Origin of the sequence: Algoriphagus litoralis, assembly GCF_003259255.1 — a bacterium.
Classification (GTDB): Bacteria; Bacteroidota; Bacteroidia; order Cytophagales; family Cyclobacteriaceae; genus Algoriphagus; species Algoriphagus litoralis.
In genome coordinates this window covers 35423-57712 of the sequence record NZ_QGOL01000013.1, presented here as the reverse complement: position 1 = coordinate 57712, position 22290 = coordinate 35423, and the positions used below count along the sequence as shown (strand labels likewise).

20 protein-coding genes are annotated in these 22290 nt (G+C 43.3%); 13 read left to right on the top strand and 7 right to left on the bottom strand.

Annotated elements, in window-relative coordinates:
- Positions 1-16: 16 nt before the first annotated feature.
- Positions 17-3298 (bottom strand): SusC/RagA family TonB-linked outer membrane protein, encoded by a 3282-nt coding sequence (locus tag DK188_RS15685; protein WP_111671785.1) that lies wholly within the window; start codon positions 3296-3298, stop codon positions 17-19.
- A gap of 471 nt (positions 3299-3769) precedes the next feature.
- Entirely contained in the window at positions 3770-5476 is a 1707-nt protein-coding gene (locus DK188_RS15680; protein WP_111671784.1) for a TPR end-of-group domain-containing protein, read from the bottom strand.
- A 139-nt stretch (positions 5477-5615) separates the two neighbouring features.
- On the opposite strand from DK188_RS15680, the gene DK188_RS15675 reads away from it, so the two are divergent.
- Positions 5616-5834, top strand: a complete 219-nt coding sequence (locus tag DK188_RS15675) for a PspC family transcriptional regulator (protein ID WP_111671783.1) — start codon at positions 5616-5618, stop codon at positions 5832-5834.
- On the opposite strand, the gene DK188_RS15670 is transcribed toward DK188_RS15675, so the two are convergent.
- Positions 5831-6832, bottom strand: a complete 1002-nt coding sequence (locus DK188_RS15670) for a glycosyltransferase family 2 protein (RefSeq protein ID WP_111671782.1) — start codon at positions 6830-6832, stop codon at positions 5831-5833. The two genes, DK188_RS15675 and DK188_RS15670, sit on opposite strands and share 4 nt — an antisense overlap.
- Positions 6829-7164, bottom strand: coding sequence for a YbaB/EbfC family nucleoid-associated protein (locus DK188_RS15665; RefSeq protein ID WP_111671781.1), 336 nt, complete (start codon positions 7162-7164; stop codon positions 6829-6831). Before DK188_RS15665 ends, DK188_RS15670 begins: the two co-directional genes overlap by 4 nt.
- 161 nt (positions 7165-7325) lie before the next feature.
- On the opposite strand from DK188_RS15665, the gene DK188_RS15660 reads away from it, so the two are divergent.
- Positions 7326-7607 carry a hypothetical protein gene (locus DK188_RS15660; protein WP_111671780.1) on the top strand — a complete coding sequence of 94 codons (282 nt, stop codon included), beginning with the start codon at positions 7326-7328 and terminating at the stop codon, positions 7605-7607.
- On the opposite strand, the gene hisS is transcribed toward DK188_RS15660, so the two are convergent.
- Entirely contained in the window at positions 7604-8965 is a 1362-nt protein-coding gene (hisS, locus tag DK188_RS15655) for a histidine--tRNA ligase (protein WP_111671779.1), read from the bottom strand. The two genes, DK188_RS15660 and hisS, sit on opposite strands and share 4 nt — an antisense overlap.
- A gap of 392 nt (positions 8966-9357) precedes the next feature.
- Complete coding sequence (locus DK188_RS15650) at positions 9358-9624, bottom strand: hypothetical protein (protein ID WP_111671778.1); 267 nt, start codon at positions 9622-9624, stop codon at positions 9358-9360.
- Positions 9625-9860: 236 nt separating this feature from the next.
- On the opposite strand from DK188_RS15650, the gene DK188_RS15645 reads away from it, so the two are divergent.
- The 5 genes from DK188_RS15645 to DK188_RS15625 all read left to right on the top strand — a co-directional run bounded on the left by DK188_RS15645 (position 9861) and on the right by DK188_RS15625 (position 14940).
- Entirely contained in the window at positions 9861-11267 is a 1407-nt protein-coding gene (locus DK188_RS15645; RefSeq protein WP_111671777.1) for an ATP-binding protein, read from the top strand.
- The gene (locus DK188_RS15640) at positions 11267-12925 is read left to right on the top strand and encodes an FAD-dependent oxidoreductase (protein ID WP_111671776.1); all 1659 of its coding nucleotides are present in this window, start codon (positions 11267-11269) and stop codon (positions 12923-12925) included. The genes DK188_RS15645 and DK188_RS15640 overlap by 1 nt, the downstream gene beginning before the upstream one ends.
- Before the next feature lie 136 nt (positions 12926-13061).
- Positions 13062-13508, top strand: a complete 447-nt coding sequence (locus tag DK188_RS15635) for a MarR family winged helix-turn-helix transcriptional regulator (RefSeq protein ID WP_111671775.1) — start codon at positions 13062-13064, stop codon at positions 13506-13508.
- Positions 13509-13577: 69 nt separating this feature from the next.
- On the top strand, positions 13578-14594 hold the full coding sequence (locus tag DK188_RS15630) for an NAD(P)/FAD-dependent oxidoreductase (RefSeq protein ID WP_111671774.1): 1017 nt from the start codon (positions 13578-13580) through the stop codon (positions 14592-14594).
- A 22-nt stretch (positions 14595-14616) separates the two neighbouring features.
- The gene (locus DK188_RS15625; protein ID WP_111671773.1) at positions 14617-14940 is read left to right on the top strand and encodes a 2Fe-2S iron-sulfur cluster-binding protein; all 324 of its coding nucleotides are present in this window, start codon (positions 14617-14619) and stop codon (positions 14938-14940) included.
- A 61-nt stretch (positions 14941-15001) separates the two neighbouring features.
- Here DK188_RS15625 and DK188_RS15620 read toward each other — a convergent pair whose 3' ends face one another.
- A complete protein-coding gene (locus DK188_RS15620; RefSeq protein ID WP_111671772.1) occupies positions 15002-15574 on the bottom strand; it encodes a hypothetical protein in 573 nt (190 codons plus the stop codon).
- A gap of 237 nt (positions 15575-15811) precedes the next feature.
- Here DK188_RS15620 and DK188_RS15615 point away from each other — a divergent pair, with 237 nt between their 5' ends.
- The 6 genes from DK188_RS15615 to DK188_RS15590 all read left to right on the top strand — a co-directional run bounded on the left by DK188_RS15615 (position 15812) and on the right by DK188_RS15590 (position 22203).
- A complete protein-coding gene (locus DK188_RS15615; RefSeq protein ID WP_111671771.1) occupies positions 15812-16255 on the top strand; it encodes a YybH family protein in 444 nt (147 codons plus the stop codon).
- A gap of 11 nt (positions 16256-16266) precedes the next feature.
- Positions 16267-17958 (top strand): amidohydrolase, encoded by a 1692-nt coding sequence (locus tag DK188_RS15610; protein WP_111671770.1) that lies wholly within the window; start codon positions 16267-16269, stop codon positions 17956-17958.
- Positions 17959-18002: 44 nt separating this feature from the next.
- Positions 18003-18380, top strand: coding sequence for a hypothetical protein (locus tag DK188_RS15605; RefSeq protein WP_111671769.1), 378 nt, complete (start codon positions 18003-18005; stop codon positions 18378-18380).
- Between the two features lie 283 nt (positions 18381-18663).
- Positions 18664-19368 (top strand): NUDIX hydrolase, encoded by a 705-nt coding sequence (locus DK188_RS15600; protein ID WP_111671768.1) that lies wholly within the window; start codon positions 18664-18666, stop codon positions 19366-19368.
- A 3-nt stretch (positions 19369-19371) separates the two neighbouring features.
- Positions 19372-20913: a carboxylesterase/lipase family protein gene (locus DK188_RS15595; RefSeq protein WP_111671767.1), complete on the top strand. Its 1542-nt coding sequence runs from the start codon at positions 19372-19374 to the stop codon at positions 20911-20913.
- 3 nt (positions 20914-20916) lie between these two features.
- Positions 20917-22203 carry a CitMHS family transporter gene (locus DK188_RS15590; protein WP_111671766.1) on the top strand — a complete coding sequence of 429 codons (1287 nt, stop codon included), beginning with the start codon at positions 20917-20919 and terminating at the stop codon, positions 22201-22203.
- The last annotated feature ends 87 nt before the right edge of the window (positions 22204-22290 follow it).

Genomic DNA, 22290 nt, shown 5'->3' with positions numbered 1-22290 from the left:
TTTTAAGTTGTTTGGATTAGAAGCTAAGGTTCAAACCAAACGTCCATCCCTGAGTAACAGGGTAGTTACCTACGTCAATACCGAAAGTCAAATCGGCATCACCACCTACCGCAGGGTCCAAACCTTCATAACCAGTGATAGTAAACAAGTTATTTACTGAAGCAAATACTCTTGCTCTCTCCATCTTCAATTTGGTAAGTAGGCTAGCAGGTGCAGAATACCCCAAAGTCAAGTTCTGAAGTCTTAAATAAGAACCATTTTCAACATAGAAGGAATTGGCTACGTCAGAAGTAGAGAAATTTGCTGTTCTTTCCACTACAGGAATTGTAGCATTCAGATTTTCTGGAGTCCAAGCATTTTTCAAACGCTCAGAAATAGCAGCGCCTTCGAAAGTTTGGAAGAAGTCAGTAAACCATTTGGACTGATTGAAGATCTCGTTTCCGATTGAAGTGTAGAAATAGGCAGAAAGATCAAATCCTTTGTAACCTAAAGTGAAGTTCATACCACCTGTAAAGTCAGGCACTGGGCTTCCCATGAATACTCGGTCATCAGGAGTGATCGTACCATCGCCATTCACATCTTCAAACTTGAAACGACCTGGAGCTTTACCATCCTGAGCAGCGTGAGAATTTACATCCTCCTGATCTCTGAATAGACCCAGAACATTATATCCAAAGAAAGAGGACAATGGCTGGCCAACAGCATTTCGGATAGGCTGAATACCTCTGAATGAAGGGTTAACTGTTGTGATAAAATCTAGACCATCAGAAAGAGATACAATTTCGTTCTTCAAGGTTGAACCTGTCAGAGTCAATTCGTAAGTCAAATCTCCAGTCAAATTACCTCTTGTGCTAACCAAAAGGTCAAGACCTCTGTTCAGCATCTGACCCACGTTAACTGCAGGAGCAGCAGCGTTTGAACCAGCAGTCAAAGGAATTGGAACTGTGAACAACAAGTCTTTGGTGTCTTTTTTCCACCAATCAAAGATTATGTCCAATCGGCCATTGAAGAAAGTACCGTCAAAACCAATGTTTTGAGTAACAGCAGTTTCCCACTGAGCATTAGGGTTACCAATTCTAGATCTTCTAAATCCAATCTGCGCACCAGAGTTTGATCCAGTGATGTCATAAGAAGATGCTCCAATATTTCCTGCGAAAAGTGAATATTGGTTATTTGGATCTACGTTATTAGAGTTACCCATTTGTCCCCAACCACCACGGATTTTCAAGTCATCAATCCAAGTAGCTCCCTGAAGGAATGACTCGGAGGAAATTCTCCATGCTGCAGAGAATGCAGGGAACACACCATATCTAGCATTTTCTCCAAATCTTGAAGAACCGTCACGTCTTACTACAGCACTAACGATGTACTTATCGTTGTAGGTATATCTCAATTGACCGAAGTAAGAGTTGAAGTTTACCCCTTTGAACTGATCAGAGTTCACTTGTCTTGTTCCTACAGGCAAATTGGAGATGGTGATGAAATCAGGATCTTGGGAGAAAGGATTTTGACCTACAGCACTGATATTTCTACCTGCGCCAGAGTTCAATGCTTCCTGACCTACCAATACATTGAAATCATGCTTATCAATTGTCTTTTTGTAAGAAACAGTGTTGGTGAAAGTCCAGCCGAAAGAAAATCCTGAACCTTCTCCATAGCCAAAGGCTGAGTTATTTTCAGAGTTTTCATACTGTAATCTCGTGTAATCATAGAAGTAGTAGTTGTTATACTGACCACCAATCGAAGTTCTGAATGTCAAGTCGTCGATAATGTCCCACTCGGCATATACGTTACCAAATGCATTTGCATTAAAGTTTCTGTTATTTAGCTGACCTTCTCTGTTTGCTACTGGGTTTCTTGGGTTGTTGAAACCTCTTGAAGCGGTTCCTGCATAGCCACCAAACTCGTCATAAACAGGGATGATGGATGGCATACGGAATGCCTGAAGGATATCGTTTTCATCATCAGAAACTCCACGTCCTCCCGTTCCACCTTGTTGACCTAGTACCTGACGATACGTTCCTTGGAAGTTTTGACCAATTCTAATTCGCTTCGTTACATCAAATTCAGAATTAGTTCTAAGAGAATATCTTTTGAAAGTGTTTCCAATCATGATACCATCTTGCTCCTGAAGACCCAAGCCAACATAAAATCTGCTGGTTTCAGAACCACCATTAAATCCCAACGAGTGTCTGTGAAGGGGAGCAGGTGCAGTAAGCGCTGCATACCAGTCAGTACCTTCACCGGTCATTGCTCGAGTAAGTTGTCTAACAGTTCCTTTTGTAGGATCAATATTGTACCATTCTCTTTGTTGCTCAATTTGAGCAGCAGAAAGCGGTCCAGCTTGACCAGATGAAACACCAAAAGCACCTGAGACAGGATCTCTGGTGATCAAACTCAAATAATATGGCATAACAGGAGAAGAACCTGTTCCAAATTGTGGATGTCCATAATTTGGTGCGACACCGTTAATTCTGGCAGTATTTGTTTCAGCTAACCAAGTATAGGTAGCATAATCCTGTGGATTCATCATATCCAAACCTTCGCCTGGATTCGTGATTCCATACATACCGTTGTAATCCACTCTGAGCTTTTTGTTTCTAGCTCCACGCTTAGTGGTATAAACGATTACACCGTTTGCAGCACGAGCACCATAAATAGAGGCAGCTGCTGCATCCTTCAATACGGTAGTTGACTCAATGTCATCAGGATTCAAGAAGTCTGTAGAACCTGTAGGCAATCCATCAACGATGTATAGAGGCTCGTTACCACCGAAGGCACCGAAACCACGAACACGGATGATAGAAGAGGTACCTGGCTGACCGTTTGTAATTACAGTCACACCTGATACACGTCCCTGAAGCGTTTGCTCCACGTTACCTGTAGGGATTACTGTTAAATCTCTTGGATCAACGGTTGCGATCGCCCCGGTAGTTTCTCTTCTTGAATCGATAGAGTAACCGGTTACGACTAATTCAGTAAGTGTTCTTTCATCCGGCGCCATATTTACGTCGATGACACTTCTGGAACCAACTACCTGCTCAATAGCAGAATAGCCGATAAATGAAAATACCAGGGTTGCCTGGTCATTAGGGACACTGAGGGAATATTTTCCGTCAATATCAGTAGCTGTACCGGTAGTAGTACCTTTCACAAGGATGGAAACCCCTGGAAGACCTACACCAAACTCATCGAGTACCGTACCCGTCACAGTCTTCTGCGCAAAGGCAGCACTGGAGGATAGGACTAAGAGCGTAAGGCACACACTTAGAAATTTGTACACATTTTTCATAAACATAGATAGATTGGGTAACAAGATTAATCTCAAAAACTTGTTTGTTAATAGATTATGCAATCGTTTGCGATTATTCTTAAAACAGCAATTTTAAAAACACCTGACGTTCAGGAGTTCATCGCGATTTACCTTGGTCGAAAGACCTGCTTAATAAAAACCAGTAGGTTTGAGTGCATCTGTAGATGCTGATTGAGAGAGGGCGTAATTCTAAGTAAAATAGATCATAGGCTTGAATTTTGGGTTTTATTGTTAATTCTTAACCCTCAATGTTAAATAATCTAAAACAAATTTCAAACCTCCATGTCCAAATTAAAATTCGATTTTTTTCAGATTCTTATAAATACTTCGCCTCTAGAAAGTATAAAACCTAATAAAACCTTTATTAAAATATGAATTCTCGAAACAAAAAGTTGTTTTCTTGAAAAAATCACAAAAAATGACCCAGTTTGTAATTTTTTAAGTTCTATCAAAAATTCAGTTTGAAGACAACTCCGTAAAAAATTCTTTGCTTTCGCGAAGTTCTTCAAATAGCGGATCTCGGAATGCTTTGTCTGCCAATTGCCTATTTGCAGCAATTGCTTTCTTTAAATGAATAATGGCAACCTCTTTTTGTCCGCTAGCTGCAGCGATCATTGCTAGACCGTAAAAACCATATCCAAACTCTCTCCCTTGCTCTACTGATTCCTCAAACGCCATCGTTGCATTTGAATAGTCCTGAATCATGTAATAGGCCAGTCCTTTGTTAAAATAATCCTTGGGATTGGAGAATTTGTAATCAAAGCGTAGTGTAGCCAATTTATAATCACCCCGTAAAATATCCAAGGCTCCTTTTAAGGCCTCATTGGTTTGAATGAAGTCGGAATTTTGAGTCATCCCCGAAGCCTCGGACAACTTCACATAGGCATCCCAATAGTTTTCTTGAAATACGAGAATTTGACCTTGATTGTGAATCGTATAGGGATTGGGATCAATTCGATACGCCTGGGTCAAAAGTCTCATCGCCTCTTCCCAAAGGATTTCTTGGGATTGGGGATCCAGTGTGCGCTGGGCTTGCCTCATTCTGACCACTGCCATATTATTATAAGGCAAAGCTGATCGGTAAAATTCTGTCATCTTGGAATAGATCACAGCCTTTTCTTCCAAGCTTGGGCTTGCTTCCGCAGCCAAAGCCCATTCTTCAAAAGACAAGGAGTTTGTCCCATCCGATTTGGACAAGGCTTCTTTAAGCTTGATGGATTGCTGCATATCCAGTCCTGATCTTGGTTTAGCAGCAATTTCAATTTTGGCAACCCTAAGTTTGGGAAATAAGTCCTGAGATACCTGGGAGAATCCAGGGACCTTTCGAAGACGCTCGCTCTGTTCCATATAGGCTTCTTGATTCATCAAAATCGCATAGAGTTCATCTTTACGATTGGTAGAAATCCCATTATAGTCCCTAAGCAGTAGTCTGAGATCAAACCAATCCTTCCAGCGGGAATCCACCTTTATTTGGGACTCTTTTAGGGAATTGAGGCGGACTCCTAATGCCTTTTTTGCTGCCTCGGCCCGGTTCATACCCAAGACACTGTTTTTCCCTTCTCCGCTTTCGGGTGATTGTATTCCCGTGATTTTTATTTCAAGAATATCTGGATTGGCTTCTATAAAAGCATCAATTTCGGACAAGGTTCTTGAATTTGATGCATTGGATTTATAGTTGCCCGAACCCAAATCGAATTGCAGAGCAAAGTCCTTCACACGGACAATATCTCGGTCAATATTCTGTGAAGTAATAAAAAGACCAACTGGATAAATTGGCTCATCTGCGTACACGGAGCCTAGTTTGACCATCAACTGTGGGGCGACAACACCTTTTGACAGAATCTTGGTCTCCTTTCCAGATTGACTGTCTTTTTTTCCTTGTTGAAAAACAAGCTCCAGGCTCGCACTACTCATCCATGGAGCAAACTTTAGCGAAAATTCCTTTTCATAGCTGTAGTTTGCCACATTTTTCTCCAGTTCTAAAATTCCCAAATCAAGCACAGTATCAGCCCCTCTAAATGAAAGTCTGACTTGGGGGTTTTTGGGAGAAAGAATTGATTCTATTGGAATGGTCCCCTTAACGGTAAACTGAATCGAATCCCTATCCAGTACAAGTTTTTGTGGGATTAGCGCAGCATCTTTTAAAAACTTGTTTTCAGGCATTATTATTGACCCAGAAAATACTGAGTTCGAAAGCAATAGAAAAAGAAGACACTGGATTTTAAACATTTGTGCTTTATTGAGCTTAATAGAAATTAATGTCAAATTATCTTATTTTTGGCATACTAAACCACCACAAACTATGGAAAAACTGAAATTATTCTTTGAGGAGCGAGCCTTTGGGGTTTGTTCTCGGCTTGGAGAAAAACTACATTTCCCCATTGACAGTATTCGGCTTTTCTTTATTTATTCATCATTTGTGACCATGGGATCCCCCATCATCCTCTACGTAAGCATGGCTATGATGATGAAAATCCGGAAGTATTTTCGCAAAATGAATAACCCGGTATTGTTTGACTAAAGCTGGCTGAAAACTCGTTTCCTTAGTACTAGGTAATTCCAAAAAACAAGACGCGCAGGACCTGAATTGGCAATTTCCAGTTCAGGTTTTTTATTGGGTATTTCCATCAAATTCCTTCCCTGCCAAAAGTCCCGGTACCCTTTAACTACTGCGAAAGCAAATTCTTTTTGGCCCTTTAGCAAATATCCCATAGCAGCTGTCCACTCAATCACTGCCTTTAAAATTAGAATACCCAAAAACCGGAGCCCATTTACATTTTTAAAGATCATGCTGAGGCTGTTTCGGATATTGAGGTAAAGTTTCCGAGGGCTGGAACGATCCAGCGTAGCTCCACCTTGATGAAAAACGCTAACTGAACCCAAATACCCGATCTTGCGACCGGTTCTCCTCAGTCGCCAACAGAGATCAATTTCTTCCATGTGGGCAAAAAAATGAGCATCAAATCCGTTTTGCTCAAAAAAATCACTTGCTCTGATTACAAAACAGGCACCTGAGGCCCAATCAACCTGAATAGCATCATCGTATTGGCCATGATCTTTTTCCAGGGTATTCCAGATTCTTCCCCGACAATAAGGATACGCCAAATCGTCTAAAAAACCTCCGCCTGCTCCGGCATAATCAAATACTTTTGGATCCTGCCAAGACAGAATCTTGGGCTGAAGGGCAGCATAATCCGGATGCTTATCCAACCAGTTTACCAGGTCAACATCCCAGTGAGGAGTAACCTCCACATCAGAATTGAGCAAGATTAGGTACTCATATTTTCCTCTCAGCTCCTCCAATCCCCAATTGTATCCACCGGCATACCCAAAGTTTGATTTAAGCTGAATCAGGGGGATCTGTGGGAACCCTTTCTCTAAAAAATCAACAGAATCATCCGTACTCGCATTGTCAATAATCCAACAGTCGTACTTACTGTGAGCCATCACAGAAGGCAAGAAAGTAGGCAAAACCTGACTTCCATTGTAATTCAGAATGACAATAGCAGCCCGGCTCATCCAAACATACTACCCAGATCCATTCCTGGAATATTGGGAATCATTCCCTCCGTTGCTGATTTCATTTCTGCCTTGATTTTCACATCGATAGCGTCCATGGCTTTGTTGGTAGCTGCTACGATCAAATCGCTGAGCATTTCCTTGTCGTTGGCATTGACCAGTGACTCATCCATTTCGATTTTCATGACTTTGCGGTCACCGTTGACCAAGACCTTCACTAGGCCTGCACCTGATTCACCCTCCGCCGACAGGTGAACCAATCTTGCCTGTGCTTCTTTAATCTTTGCTTGGGCTTCTTTGACTTTGCCCATCATTCCCATTATATCAAACATTGCTTTCGTGTTTATTGTCGCTATTTTTTATCAAACTTTTCTACTACTTCTAATTATCTTTTTTGCTAAATTATAAGCTAGCATTTTGAAAATCATATAAATAACTCATGTAACATTTTTTTGGCTCAGAAAGTAAAAAGAATTAACCAAACCTAAGCCGAATGAAAACCATTCTTACTATTGACAAAGAAAATATCTTCAGCCTGAGCTTCTCCAAATCCGACGTTATTCTCAATCCTGAGGACCAAAAAAAACGAATGGCAGACCTCTACAGATCACAGACTCTCGGCAACTTGCTTCAAACCAAGGTCAAACTCACTTTTGAAGCTGCTGACCTTAACACCTATCAGGTCGAAACCACCGTTTGGGCTGTGGGAGACACTTTCATCTCCTTGAAAGGTGGGATTTATCTACCAATCTCCGCAATACTTCGGGTAGATTAAGCCAAGTGTTGAATCGCCTGTTCCATTGTAAATTTGGTCTGTTCGCCAGTAGTCATGTTTTTGATCGAGACTTGTCCTGAATTGATTTCATCCTCGCCGCAGACAGCTACAAACGGAATTCCTTTTTTATTGGCAAAGTCAAACTGTTTTTGAATTTTGACTTGGTTTGGGAAGATTTCAGTTTTGATTCCCACTTTGCGAAATTGATGAAGCAGTCCAAGTGCATACTGAAATCCCTGCTGATCAAAATAAGTTAAAAGCAATCGTGTACTTGTATGACTTTCCGCTGGAAATAAATTCAACTCATCCATCACATCATACAGGCGATCTACTCCAAAAGAAAAGCCAACACCCGAAACACCCGGAAGTCCAAAAACCCCGGTGAGATTATCGTATCGACCGCCTCCACTCACAGAACCAATAGAAACATGGTTAACTTTCACCTCGAAAATCGCACCGGTATAGTAGGACAATCCTCTGGCCAGCATGATGTCAAAGTCAATATAAGTGAGATCTTCTCCCATTTGGGAAAGGATGGCGAAAGTCTCCTCCAATTCTTCCACACCTTTTAATCCTGTCTCGGAGCTACTAAGAAAACCCTTCAAAAATTGAATCTTTCCAGCAAGATCACTTTCCAGAGTTACTAATGGAGTCAGTTTTTCCAAAGATTCCGAACCAAATCCTCGCTGTGTCAATTCTTCTTTGACTTTTTCCCAACCGATTTTATCCAACTTATCGATCGCTACGCAAAGCGGGCCTTCTTTACCAGCCTCCCCTATCGCTTCCGATATTCCGGTAAGGATTTTACGGTTGTTGATTTTGATGCTATAATCTGTCAATCCCAACTTCTCAAAAACCCGACGAATCATCAGGACGATCTCTGCTTCGCAAACCAAACTATCTGTCCCGACCACATCGGCATCACATTGGTAAAATTCACGATAGCGCCCCTTTTGTGGTCTATCGGCCCGCCATACCGGCTGGATTTGGAATCGCTTAAAAGGGAACGTCAAGTCATTGCGATTCATGACCACATAGCGAGCAAAAGGAACCGTCAGGTCGTAGCGAAGGCCTTTTTCAGACAATTTGGTCAAAACAGCACCAGATGGTTTTTGTAGATCATCGGCAGAAACATCCTTAAGAAACTCCCCGCTATTCAAGATCTTGAACAACAGCTGATCTCCTTCATCGCCATACTTCCCAGTGAGAGTACTGAGATTTTCCATGGCGGGAGTCTCGATCTGCTGGTAGCCAAAAAGCTGAAAAGTGTCCTTGATTGTGTCCAGAATGAATGTCCTTCGGGCCATCTGCAAGGGTCCAAAATCTCGGGTGCCTTTTGGCAAACTCGGCTTCTGCATGGGTGATTTTTGGTAATTGGAGCTCAAATTTATTTAAAAATCACCAAAAGCCTGCCTTATTTCCGGTAATACTCAGGAATAAAATGGGAAGATTTGTAGGCTGTAATAAATTGTTTCCTTACTTTTGCACCTCATTTCGAACTCAAAAATCTAAACATATAAGGCCATGGCTGTAACAACACTAAAAAGAAAACTGAAAAGAAAAAGACAAGGTCAGACCGCTCGCGTAATCAAAATCAAGCAGTTGTGCGCTAAGCCTGTGATCAAAAATGTAGATGTAGAGGCGCTAAAGGCTTCTTTCTCTAAATAATCACTACTCTTTCTGAAAAAATCAAGGCGACTTCTAGTCGCCTTTTTTTATTATCCATCGGCTGTAAAAAGCAAAATGCCTATTATTTAATCCGCTCTTTTTGGAGTCGGTCAAACTCCTCAAGTAAGGCAATGAGCTTGATCCGCACATTTTTATCCGAAATATCCAAACCCATCGCTGAGAACTGGGTCGTGATAAATTTCAAAACATTATAGGGAATCACTTGGACTTTGTTGAATGCAGCTTCCTCCGGTGTGAGGATATTGTTGTACATGTCCATGAGTACATAGCCACGGTCAGATGTTCGCAAGACTTCAAGCGCCTTGTCGATGACAGAATTCCATTTCATTTGTGTTAAGTATTTGGGGTGGGTTAAGCATTAGGAATTAATCCTGTCCAAAAGTACAGAAATGAAGCCAATCACCTAGAGATCAATCTTAAAACATGAATTTAATCCGCTTCTTTCAGTACGTGTGATGGGATTAACGAATACAATCTTTATTTTGGATAAATTTTTATCCAGCTCCGAGTTAAGGAAAAGTAGATAATCAACTGTTTGTAGACTTTTAATTTAAATCAGAAAAAATGGGAATCTCAGCAAGCGCAGCATTTCAGGCTTTAAGAAGCATTCCGGAGTTTTCAAACGTGCCAGATTCTCAGTTGAAATGGCTTTTTGAAAATTCAGAAATTAAATCACTCAACCCTGGAGAATTTTTATTTGAGCCAGATCAGCCGATCGAGTGGATATATATTTTCCTGGAAGGGACACTGGACCTGTATTATTTTCAAGGGGGAAATAAACGCTCTTTTGCTCAATACCAAATGGGTGGAATTTTAGGCTATCTGCCCTACTCCAGAGCTCAAAAATCCATCGGATACGGAGAAGTCACCAGCCCTGCCGAAATCTTAAGCTACCCAAAGTCAAAAATCCAAGAGCTGATCCTCCACAATCCTCAACTGACCGAGGAACTGGTTCACTTCATGGTCTCGAGAGTTCGAAATTTTACCTCCCAAAATTTGCAAAATGAAAAGATGCTGGCACTTGGCAAGCTCTCGGCAGGATTGACACATGAGTTGAATAACCCCATCGCCTCTATCAACCGGGACAATGCAGAACTGCATCGCCTGTTTCAATCGGAGATAATGCAACAGCTTTCCCTGATTACCTCAGGTCTGGATGAGAGGGAAAAGGAAAAACTCATCGAATCCATTGAAAAGTGGAAAATTTCGCAACGATCACCCGATATGAAACCATTAGAAATCCGCAAGCTCGAAAACGATTGGCTGGACCGTCTGGAAGAATGGGGCGTACAGGAGGCCGACGAAGCTTCAGAGGTTTTTTGCGACTTTGGGATCAACCCAGACGAAATCCAGGAATGGGTATCGAAAATCAATCCCGAATTGGTACCAGTTTGGCTGAGCTGGATCCAGTTTTTGCTGCAGAGCCAAGCCCTAATCAACAATATCCAAACTGCTACGGAGCGAATCGGCAAGCTAATCGGAGCAGTCAAATCCTATACACACATGGATCGTGCACCGGAAAAAGGCGAGGTGGATTTGGTCAAAGGAATTGCAGATACCTTGGCCATTTTGGCGCATAAAATCAAAGATTCCAGAGTCAAGGTTATATTCAACCGACCCGAATCCGAAATCCTTGTCTGCGGATATACCGGCGAGCTCAATCAAATCTGGACCAATCTCATTGACAATGCTATAGACGCTATGGAATCCACAGCTGAGCCGACCTTGGAAGTCCGGTTGATTCCTGGAAAAACAACAGTCTGTATAGAGTTTCACGATAATGGCACCGGAATTCCGGATGAAATCCAATCCAAGATTTTCGATCCCTTTTTTACCACAAAAAGCATTGGAAAAGGAACAGGAATGGGTCTGGATCTTGTTAACCAAATTGTGCTCAAACACAGTGGATCGATACGGGTAGAATCCAAACCCGGACACACACTTTTCAAAGTAGAACTACCCAAAGATTGATGCAAAAGCCTGTAATACTAGTTGTAGACGATGACCCTCAAGTCCTTCGCTCGATAAGTCGCGATCTGAAATCCCGCTACAGAAAAGACTACGAACTCCTCAGCACTTCATCAGCCAAAGAAGCGCTGGAACTGCTCACTGAACTGAAAAATCAAGGAACTGACCTTGCGCTGATCGTTTCTGACCAACGGATGCCGGAGATGGAAGGTGTTAACTTTTTGGAAAAGGCAAAGCCCTATTTCCCAAAATCAAAAAAAGTACTGCTCACAGCCTATTCAGATACAGACGCAGCGATCAAAGCCATCAATAATATCCGATTAGACTTCTATTTGAATAAACCTTGGGATCCGCCTGAGGAAAAGCTATTTCCTGTTTTGGACGAACTTTTGGACGACTGGCAATTTGACTTTCGTCCCGAATTCAAAGGAATAAAGGTGGTTGGCTTTCAGTTTTCACCGGTTTCTCATGCGATCAAGGATTTCCTATCGGGCCACTTGATCCCATTTCAATGGATCGATTATCCCAATCATACAGAAAGTCAGCTACTACTAGAGGCCAATGAATTGAAGCAAGAAGACCTGCCGGTTGTCTTTTTTCCTGATGGCAAAATCATCCAAAAGCCGAGTTTAAGCCAACTCGCAGAATCAATTGGTCTCCAACAGGCAGTTCGGGAAGAAACGTACGATGTGGTCATTGTCGGGGCTGGTCCAGCGGGACTTGCAGCGGCAGTCTATGGCGGCTCAGAAGGATTGAAGACTTTGCTGATCGAGCGAAAAGCACCCGGAGGGCAAGCAGGTACAAGTTCTAGAATTGAAAATTACCTTGGTTTTCCTACTGGACTCAGTGGCGCGGAATTGACCCGAAGGGCCTTAGCTCAGGCCAAGCGATTTGGAACGGAGTTTATTTCTCCAGGAGAGGTTACTGGCATCGAGCAGCAAGGATCCTATAAAATCATCCATCTGGCAGATGGTCAAAAAATCCCTACCAAAGCAGTAGTGCTCACAGCTGGAGTCGACTACAGAAAGCTGGATCAACCGGGCCTATCCAATCTCAACGGCGCTGGGGTGTATTATGGCGCTGCAAATACCGAAGCAGCAGCATGCAAGGAAAAGGATGTATTTATTGTCGGCGGAGGCAATTCTGCAGGTCAAGCAGCCATGTACTTATCCCAGTTTGCAAAGTCGGTGACTATCCTCATCCGGAAAGACTCCCTACATTCTACTATGTCCTCTTATTTGATCGAGCAGATTTCACTTACACCCAGTATTCGGGTTTCCGGTGAATCAGAGATCGTCAGAGCCTATGGAGAGTCCCAATTAGAAGAATTGGACATCCAGAATCTCAAGACTGGTGAGACTACGAGGGTTCATGCCGATGCCCTCTATATTTTTATCGGTGCTAAACCGATGACCGAGTGGCTGGATGAAGGCATTGTATTGGACGAAAAGGGATTTATCGTCACAGGAAGAAACCTTCTGGGACTCTCGGGATTCAAGAAAACATGGAAAAAAGAGCGTGAGCCTTTGCTTTTGGAAACCTCCATAGCTGGAATATTTGCAGCGGGCGATGTGCGTTCAGGCGCTATGAATCGGGTAGCCTCAGCTGTAGGCGAGGGCGCGATGGCGATTAGTTTTGTCCATAAATATTTGGCAGAGTAATTCCGATCTGTTCAAATCAGGCCTCGGAAGGTCATACAAACCAACTTAAATAAATTTTTCTACAAACCCTATAATTTTTGTAGGGTGTATAATCCAAATAAATATTATTTATATATTTGTCACACTAACTATTGGTATGACACAAGAACTGTTTGCAAGGTATTCCTTTCTGCTCGATCGCACGGCTCGAAAGGTGAAACAGTACGCTCAACATCAATTTAAGGCTGGTGAGTTTGACGTCACGGTAGACCAGTGGTTGGTTTTGAAAAACCTTTCGGAGAACGAACTGTTAAGCCAAACGGAATTAGCCAATCTCGTTTTCAAGGATCATCCTACCCTCACGCGTATCATTGATTTGCTTTGCAAAAAGGGCTACGTCGAGCGGGTTCCTCATCCTCAGGACAGAAGAAGTTTTCAGCTCCATTTGACTGATTCAGGTTTGGAAAAAGTCAGTGAGCTCAAACCGAAAATTTTAGAAATCCGGGAGAAGGCCTGGGAAAATCTGACTCCAAAAGATTTTGAGGAATTCAAGCGGATTCTGGATACGATCTATCAGAATCTTGGAGGACCTAGTGAAGAATAAAAGTATTTAGCATACTAATTATATTTGTACGAACATTTTGCAATTTACATGGGTTAAAACCCAAAAGCCATGAACACAAACACCATCAATACTGACCTTTGCATCATTGGAGCGGGCCCTGTTGGGCTGTTTGCTGTATTTGAAGCAGGATTGCTTAAGATGCGTTGCCACCTAATTGATGCCCTGCCACAGGTGGGAGGTCAGCTTTCGGAGATTTACCCACAAAAGCCGATCTATGATATTCCAGGATATCCGGAAGTGAAAGCTCAGGAATTGGTGGATAATCTGATGGAGCAGGCCAAGCCTTTCCAACCGACCTTCACCCTTGGCGAACGAGTGGATCATCTGGACAAGCAGGAAGATGGTAGTTTCATAATCACGACCAGTGACAAGACCCGTGTGCATGCGCAAGTTGTAATCATTGCAGGAGGATTGGGTTGCTTTGAACCACGCAAGCCCGTCTTGACCAACTTGGAGAAGTTTGAAGGCAAAGGAATCAGCTACATGGTGAAAAATCCGGAAACCTTTCGGGACAAAAATGTAGTCATCGCTGGTGGTGGAGATTCCGCGCTTGACTGGACTATTTTCTTGGCGAAAGTTGCCAAACGGGTCACGCTTGTACATCGTAACGAGACGTTCCGTGGCGCACCGGATTCTGCTGCCAAAGTTTTTGACCTGGCGAACCGCGGGAAAATCGATTTGATCCTATCCGCTAACCTGAAAGAGGTCACTGGAGAAGAAAAACTGGAAAAAGTCATCCTAGAAGATAAATCAAAGCAAGACTTGACGCTAGATGCAGATTACTTGATTCCGCTCTTTGGCCTAAGTCCAAAACTGGGACCGATCGCAGACTGGGGACTCAGCATTGATAAAAACGCCATTGAAGTAGACACTCGGGATTATTCTACCGGAGTAGAGCGAATCTACGCGATTGGCGACATCAACACTTATCCTGGTAAGCTGAAGTTGATTCTTTGCGGATTCCATGAGGCCGCGATCATGATGCACTCGGCATTCAAGTACGTGTATCCTGACCAAAAACTCAGCTTCAAATACACCACTGTCAACGGCGTAAACGCATTCTAATTTAACCTACCTCAACCCAGCCATGATCAAATTCACCGTAGAAGACCACGATGGCAATCGCCAAGAAATCGAAGCACCAGCCGATATGGGCTTTAGCCTGATGGAAATCCTCAAGGCATCAGAATATCCTGTTTTGGCGACTTGCGGGGGAATGGCCCTTTGCGCGACCTGCCATGTGGAAGTATTAGAAGGAAAAGATGGTCTGGGTGAAGCTACGGACATCGAGCTCGATCAGCTGGAAAACCTGCCGGAATACTATCCTACTTCTCGTCTTGCTTGCCAGATCCGGATTGGAGATATTTTGGAAGGTGCCGTGGTGAAGCTGAGAGGGGAAGATGTAGTTTGATTTGAGATTATTAATTTGAGATTTGAAATTAGAACCACTCGGAATCGGGTGGTTTTTTTGTTTATATTGGAAAAGGATTAAATGGACCCTCATAGCTAAATATGTATGTCACTTCAGTTTCAACATATTCTTCTAAAAAAAAATCATACAACTGCTGATAAGTATCCATCCGAATAGTTTTTTCGTCTGGAAAATACGTTAAACTCCTGATCTCAAATTGGAAATCAATTTGCTTCGGATTAGTTGACCAAACTCCCACATCCCCAAAAAACTTTAATTCCAGCTCACCATTTTCTTTGAGTTCAACAATCCTCCGTGTGATTCCGCATCCTCTAATGATTTCCACCTCATTTGTACTTTTATCTCTAAGTTCCGAAAATGTAAATGTGTCAAAATCCATGACAGGAGTTTGCTTATTCATACGCCATGCAATCGAAAATCCGCTTGGACCGCACAGTGGAAAATTGGCATCGTGCTCAATGGTCTGCTCACCTGAATTTGTGAAATCAACAGGAATAGCTGTAGAAATGGACTCTACTAAATAGATACCATATTGACTATCCGGCTTTTCCTCTTCCTGACACCCAATCAGAGCAAATAAAACAAGAACCAAAGGAAGCTCAATTTTTTTCATAGATAAATTTAAAATTTAATCTTACTTATTTCCTATTTCTGAGACTAAAACTTACCACTTCATTAGATCTTGATTTGATTTTTAATTGTCATAAGGAATACTTTTGATAATCATCCCAATGCCGGAAAAGCATTTCAAATAGACACTTCATCTTTTTAAAAATTAAATCTTCTAACTTGTTAACGAGCAGTTTTACTTTTTATATCTAATTTGACTGTGCTTTATCCTTCTAAGTACATGAAATATTTAATCTGGATTTTCCTTTTTATTCCAACTCTAGCTTTCTCCCAAATCCATCCCGGAGAAAAAGAAGACGCATTGAAAATCCATAAATTGATAGAGGACTATTCCCTCGCCAGAGAAACTCGGGACACGGCACTCCTTCGAAATATCCTCACTGAGGATGTAGATCAATTGGTCTCCTCCGGTGAATGGCGTAACGGCATCCAAGCAGCCATCGACGGAATGCTCAGAAGCTCTACTACCAATCCAGGCTCACGCAAACTTCACGTAGAAAAAATCAAATTCCTCTCCGATGAAATCGCCCTTGTCGATTGCCGCTACATCATTACTTCCTCTACAGGTGAGGATCGGAATCTCTGGAGTAGCTTCACGGTCATATTCCACAGAAAAAGCTGGAAGATCTCAGCCATTCGTAACATGAGCCCAAGCAGGAATTAGTAATCAAATTCATGAAAAAGCTAACCTTTTCCCTATTGATTTGCAGTCTTTGGATGAGTTGCAGCAGTCCGATAGACTCCCCAACACTGATCCTTGCCAACGGAAAAATATGGACTGGAGAAGGCCCGGAGACTTTTGTGGAGGCTGTGGCTATCACAGGAAATAAAATAACCAAAATAGGTGATTCAGAGTCCCTTTTGGAATTAGCAAGTTCGGGGACAGAAGTCATTGATCTACAGGGAAAGTTGGTCACCGCCGGATTCAACGACGCCCATATCCACTTTTTGAGTGGATCGATGGGCCTGACTCAGGTGGATTTATTGGCTACCAAGTCGCTGGATGAGGTACTTTCCATCACTTCTGATTTTATTCAAAATAACCCCACTAAAGACTGGATCACCGGTCGGGGCTGGCAGTACACCTATTTCGAATCCGGACTACCTGACCATCAAACCATGAAGGCGCTTGATGTTGATAGGCCCATTTTCCTCAAAGCCTATGACGGTCACAGCGCCTACGCTAATCCAAAAGCACTGGAACTGGCCGGAATTACTTCCTCCACAGTTTTTGAGGGATTTGGTGAAGTGGTCAAAGATGCCCAGGGAAATCCAACAGGAGCGCTCAAAGAAGATGCGATGAGTCTTGTTGGGCATTTAGTGCCCGAGCCGAGCTACGAGGACAAGATAAATGCACTCAAAAAAGGCATGGAACTCGCCGCTTCACTTGGAATCACCAGCATGCAAAACGCCAGTGGAAGCGAAGAAGAACTGAGACTTTATTTGGACTTGCTGCAAAAAAAAGAGTTGACCATACGCTATGCTGCGGCATTTTCTGTAGGAGAAGGATCTTCCGATGCTGCACTCGATCGGTTCAATGTCCTGAAAGACAGCATTGGCACAGAAAACCCTTGGATCCGAGCCGATGCCATCAAATTCATGATCGATGGGGTCATTGAGTCACATACTGCTGCCATGCTGGAGCACTATGCAGACCTACTCCCGGACGATGAATTGGCGCTTGGGATGCTGAATATATCCGAAGAAAAATACAAATCCTTGGTATCAACGCTTGATGCTGCTGGCTTCAGACTTTACACCCATGCAATCGGCGACAGGGGCGTTAGAGAGGTGTTTTTGGCCTATGAAAAAGCAAGTGCTGAAAACCCACAGCGGGAAAGAAGGCACCGAATCGAGCACATCGAAACGATTGCGCCTGAGGATATTTACCGATTCGCCAAATCTGGGATTCTAGCCAGTATGGAACCCATCCACGCAGATCCTGCCACAGTAGGAGTCTGGTCCAAAGCCATCGGTGAAGAACGGCTTCCTTGGTCCTTTGCTTGGAATTCTATTTTGAAAAGTGGCGCCCAATTGGTTTTCAGCTCAGATTGGCCGGCCTGCATTAGCCTGGATCCTATCCGGGGGATTCACGTCGCAGTGAATCGGCGGGATCCATCGGGTTTTCCTGAAGGAGGTTGGATTCCTACGGAAAAAATCAGCATTTACGAAGCGATGAAAGCCTACACTTCCATGGGAGCCTATTCCACTTTTGAAGAAAAAAAGAAGGGCTTAATCAAAGAAGGCCATCTGGCGGATCTGATCGTTTTTTCGAAAGATCTATTCACCTGTAATCCTATGGAAATCCATGAAACGAAAATTGAGTTGACCATCGTGGATGGCAAGAAAATTTTTGTAAAAAAGTAGCATTTCCAATTCAAAATGCGTGATAGAGACAAATTCATTTCGCTATGAAAAACTTGATTTGGATACCTTTAATTTTCCTTCTGGCGAGCTTTAGCTGCGAAGATTCTCAGGATTTTTTGGTGGTTGATTCTGAAAAGTTAGAAGAACTGGAAATCCAGATTCTCACGCTTTCTGAATCTATTGCTTGTACCAATTCGGCAAAGTGGAGATTCACCGCCATGGGAAGTAAGGCCTGCGGAGGCCCTACCAAATACATCGCCTATCACCAAAGCGTCGAACAGGATTTTCTTGAACTGGTGGAAGAATATACTTCCCTACAAGTTCAATACAACCGAGCTCATCAAGTAGTCTCTGACTGCATGCTAGCTGTACCACCTCGGACCGTCACCTGTGAAGGAAACAAACCTGTTTTGGTATATTGAAAAACAAAGAAGGTCGGAAAATCCGACCTTCAAGGTTAACAGAATCTGTGTTAAGCTTTAATCTGTTAAAGGCAATCATTCCTAAGAATGGTTCAATTTTTTTAACTGGAATGCATAGGGCAAAATCATTTTTCAAAAAGTCAAAATCCCCAATCCTATCTATAAAAAAAATTAAAACTTGGACTTCAAAGACCATTCCTGATCTATTGTTCCACTGAGAGACAATATTAATTGGTTCTCCAAAAATTTCCTAGTTAATTGGGATTCAATTTGTGTCTCTACCATGACTTTCTTATCAACTTTGGATTACCTTCCGCACATTGCATTTGATTCGGTTGTATTTGGATTTTCCAAAGGAAAATTGAAGATCCTACTTATGGAATACCACGCCACGGGTTGGTTTGCGCTTCCTGGAGGATTTGTCAAGCGGAATGAGACCTTGGAAGAAGCAGTAAAAAAAGGGCTTTTTGAGCGGACTGGATTGCATGATGTTTACTTGGATCAGTTCCACACTTTTGGTTCATTAGAGCGATTCAAACCTGAAGTGATGAAGCGGATTTTCGAAGCGAGCAATCACCCCATTGATTCGGATCATTGGCTGCTGGATCGCTTCCTGTCTATCGGTTATTATGCGCTGATCGATCATGAAAAAGTAACCCTACAGCCCGATGCGATATCAGATTCGATCGCATGGTACGATATCGACCAGCTTCCTTCACTCATTTTGGACCATGATAAGATCGTCCAAAAAGCCCTCCAAACGCTGCGGGAAAACCTCGATAGAAAACTTATTGGTGGCAATCTACTTCCGGATCGCTTTACCATGAACGAACTTCAGGCTGTCTATGAGGCGATTTTGGGAGAAAAGCTTCGACGAACGAGCTTTCAGCGGAAAATGCTGAGTATGGACATTCTCGAGCGCCATGAGAAACTTTTCACAGGTAAAAGCCACAAAGCGCCCTATCTCTACAGCTTCAAAACCCAATAAGCCATGAAAACCAAGCTGATCGTCTTTCTGCTGTCATTAACAACACTTTTCTCTTCCTGCGAAAAAAAAGAAGCTCCCTCCATCATTTCCATTGATTCGGTGGCTGTGGAAGGGGGCTTGATTTCAGGCAAAACTGATTCAAGTGGTCAGGTAAAGATTTTCAAAGGTGTGCCCTTTGCGGCAGCTCCGGTAGGCGACCTTCGCTGGAAAGCCCCTCAGCCCATTCAACCTTGGGAAGGGATCAAATCATGCACAGAAAACCCAGCTGCTCCTATGCAAAACCCTCCAGTTCCGTTTTTTGCTTGGTCCGCTGAGTTTTTGATTCCAAAAGACCCCATTTCTGAGGATTGTCTTTTCCTCAACATATGGACTGCTGCGGAAAGCTCTGATGAAAGACGACCGGTAATGGTTTGGATTTATGGAGGAGGCTTCAACTCAGGGGGCAATACGGTGCCGCTTTATGACGGAGAAGAGCTGGCAAAAAAAGGAATAGTCGTCGTCAATCTCAATTACCGAGTAGGGATTTTAGGTTTTTTAGCCCATCCCGAGCTCAGTGCGGAGAGTCCCGATCAGACCTCAGGTAACTACGGAATACTGGATCAAATCGCAGCCCTGGAGTGGGTAAAAAAGAATATCACCGCTTTTGGTGGAGATCCTGATAACGTCACGATCGCCGGACAATCTGCTGGAGCCTTTAGCGTCAACGCTCTGGTCGTCTCTCCAAAGGCAAAAGGACTTTTTCATAAGGCTATTGCCCAAAGCGGGGGGATGTTCAACCGAGGCACAGGTTTAGTCTCAGGCCTTCAAGGTGCTGAGGAGCGCGGCAAAGAACTCACCGATACGCTCGAAATAACTTTGGCTGACCTTCGTAAAATCCCGGCAGACAGCCTCCTGAAAATCCGTGGGAGATTTGGCCCTGTGGTGGATGGCAAGGTTCTCCCGGGGGTCAGACAAGCATTCGAGGAAAACAAATACTCAGACGTGCCGCTGCTTACAGGTTGGAATGCAGATGACCGGGTTTCGGGGAATCAAGCCACTTCACCAGACGAATTCATTGCCAACGCCAAAAAACAGTATGGAGGACGCGCCGGGGAATATTTGCAACTCTTCCCGGCAGGGAATGATGCCGAACTGCAGGAGACCTTAAACACGATTGGGGTTTTGGGATTTGGATTCCAAAACTACACATGGGCGAGAATGCAGACCGAAAAGGGTCAAAAAGACGCCTATCTCTATTATTTCACACGAGTCCCTCCCGGAGAACCCAATTATGGAGCATTTCACTCGTCTGAGTTCAGCTATTCATTTCACACGCTGAAAAACTGGAATAGACCCTTTGAGCAGGTCGATTTTGACTTGGAAAAAATCATGTCAGACTATTGGGTCAATTTTGTGAAAACAGGAAATCCTAATGGTGAAGGACTACCAGAATGGCCTGTTTTTGACCCTTCAAATCCCTTAGTCATAGAGCTTGGCGCAGAAGTCAAAACCAGAGCGATGCCTTATTGGGAGCAAATGAAATTTATGGAAAGCTTAACCAACTAAGTGATGCTGGCGCTATTGGGTCTTTTGACCATTCTATTGCTTTTATTTTTGGTAATTACAAAAAGAACCTCTCCAGTCATCGCCCTCATTCTGGTTCCCGTTTTAACTGGCATTGTGGCCGGACAACTCGCTGGGCTACCCGGAATGATCGCAGACGGGATTCAGTCCATTGCTCCTACTGGGGTAATGTTCGTTTTCGCTATCCTATTTTTCGGGATTCTGCTCGATGCTGGGACATTTCAACCAATCATTGGCAAACTTCTGAATATTGCCGGAAACGATCCGATAAAAATCGCACTGGCAACAGCTATCCTGAGCATGCTTGTTCATCTTGACGGTTCGGGTGCCGTGACTTTTCTGGTGGTGATTCCTGCGTTGGTTCCGATCTATGACCAAATGGGCATGAAGCGGATTACTCTCGCCTGTATCGTAGCATTGGCGGCAGGCACGATGAATATTCTGCCTTGGGGAGGGCCAACTATCCGTGCCGCCACAGCATTAAATGTATCGGTCACGGAACTCTTCAACCCAATTTTAATCCCATTCCTTTTTGGTTTGCTTACAGTCATGGTGATTGCATATTTCCTGGGGAAAAGTGAGAAAAGCCGAATTGGAGAAATCCAGCCATCACCTGATTTTCAAGAGAACAATTCGGTCAATGAACTGCACAGACCAAAGCTGTTTTGGGTCAACATATTCCTGATCATCGCTGCTGTGACTGTTCTTATTCTTGGATGGGCGCCTCCGTTTGTGATTTTTATGATTGCATTTGCCATCGCACTATTGATCAACTATCCTTCTCTGGCGGATCAAAAGACACGGATAGATGCACATGCGAAGGAAGCGATCTTGATGGCAAGTATCCTTTTTGCCGCAGGCTGCTTTACCGGGATACTCAAAGGCACCGGAATGATGGACGCAATGGCGGAAAGTGTGCAAAGCCATTTACCTGATCAGCTTGGCACCCAACTCCCGCTATTGACTGGCTTGATCGCCATGCCAGCCAGTATGCTCTTTGATCCGGACTCGTTCTATTTTGGTATTTTGCCCTTGCTTGCTTCCACGGCAGAGCATTTTCAAGTCAGTGCATTAGAGGTCGGACAGGCTGCCATCATGGGACAGATGACGACTGGTTTCCCAGTGAGTCCATTGACAGGATCGACTTTCCTTTTGATTGGTCTTGCAGGAGTAGACCTGGGAGATCACCAAAAAAAGACCATCCCGCTTGCCTTTTTGGTGACTTTGGTGATTTTGACAGTTTCAATTTTGATGGGCATCATTTCAGTTTAAAAAAGATGAAATGCCCAAGATCCCGTTTGTACGGGATCACACAGGAGGATGATTATTCGGGGCATTCCATGTGGCCAAAAAAATTAA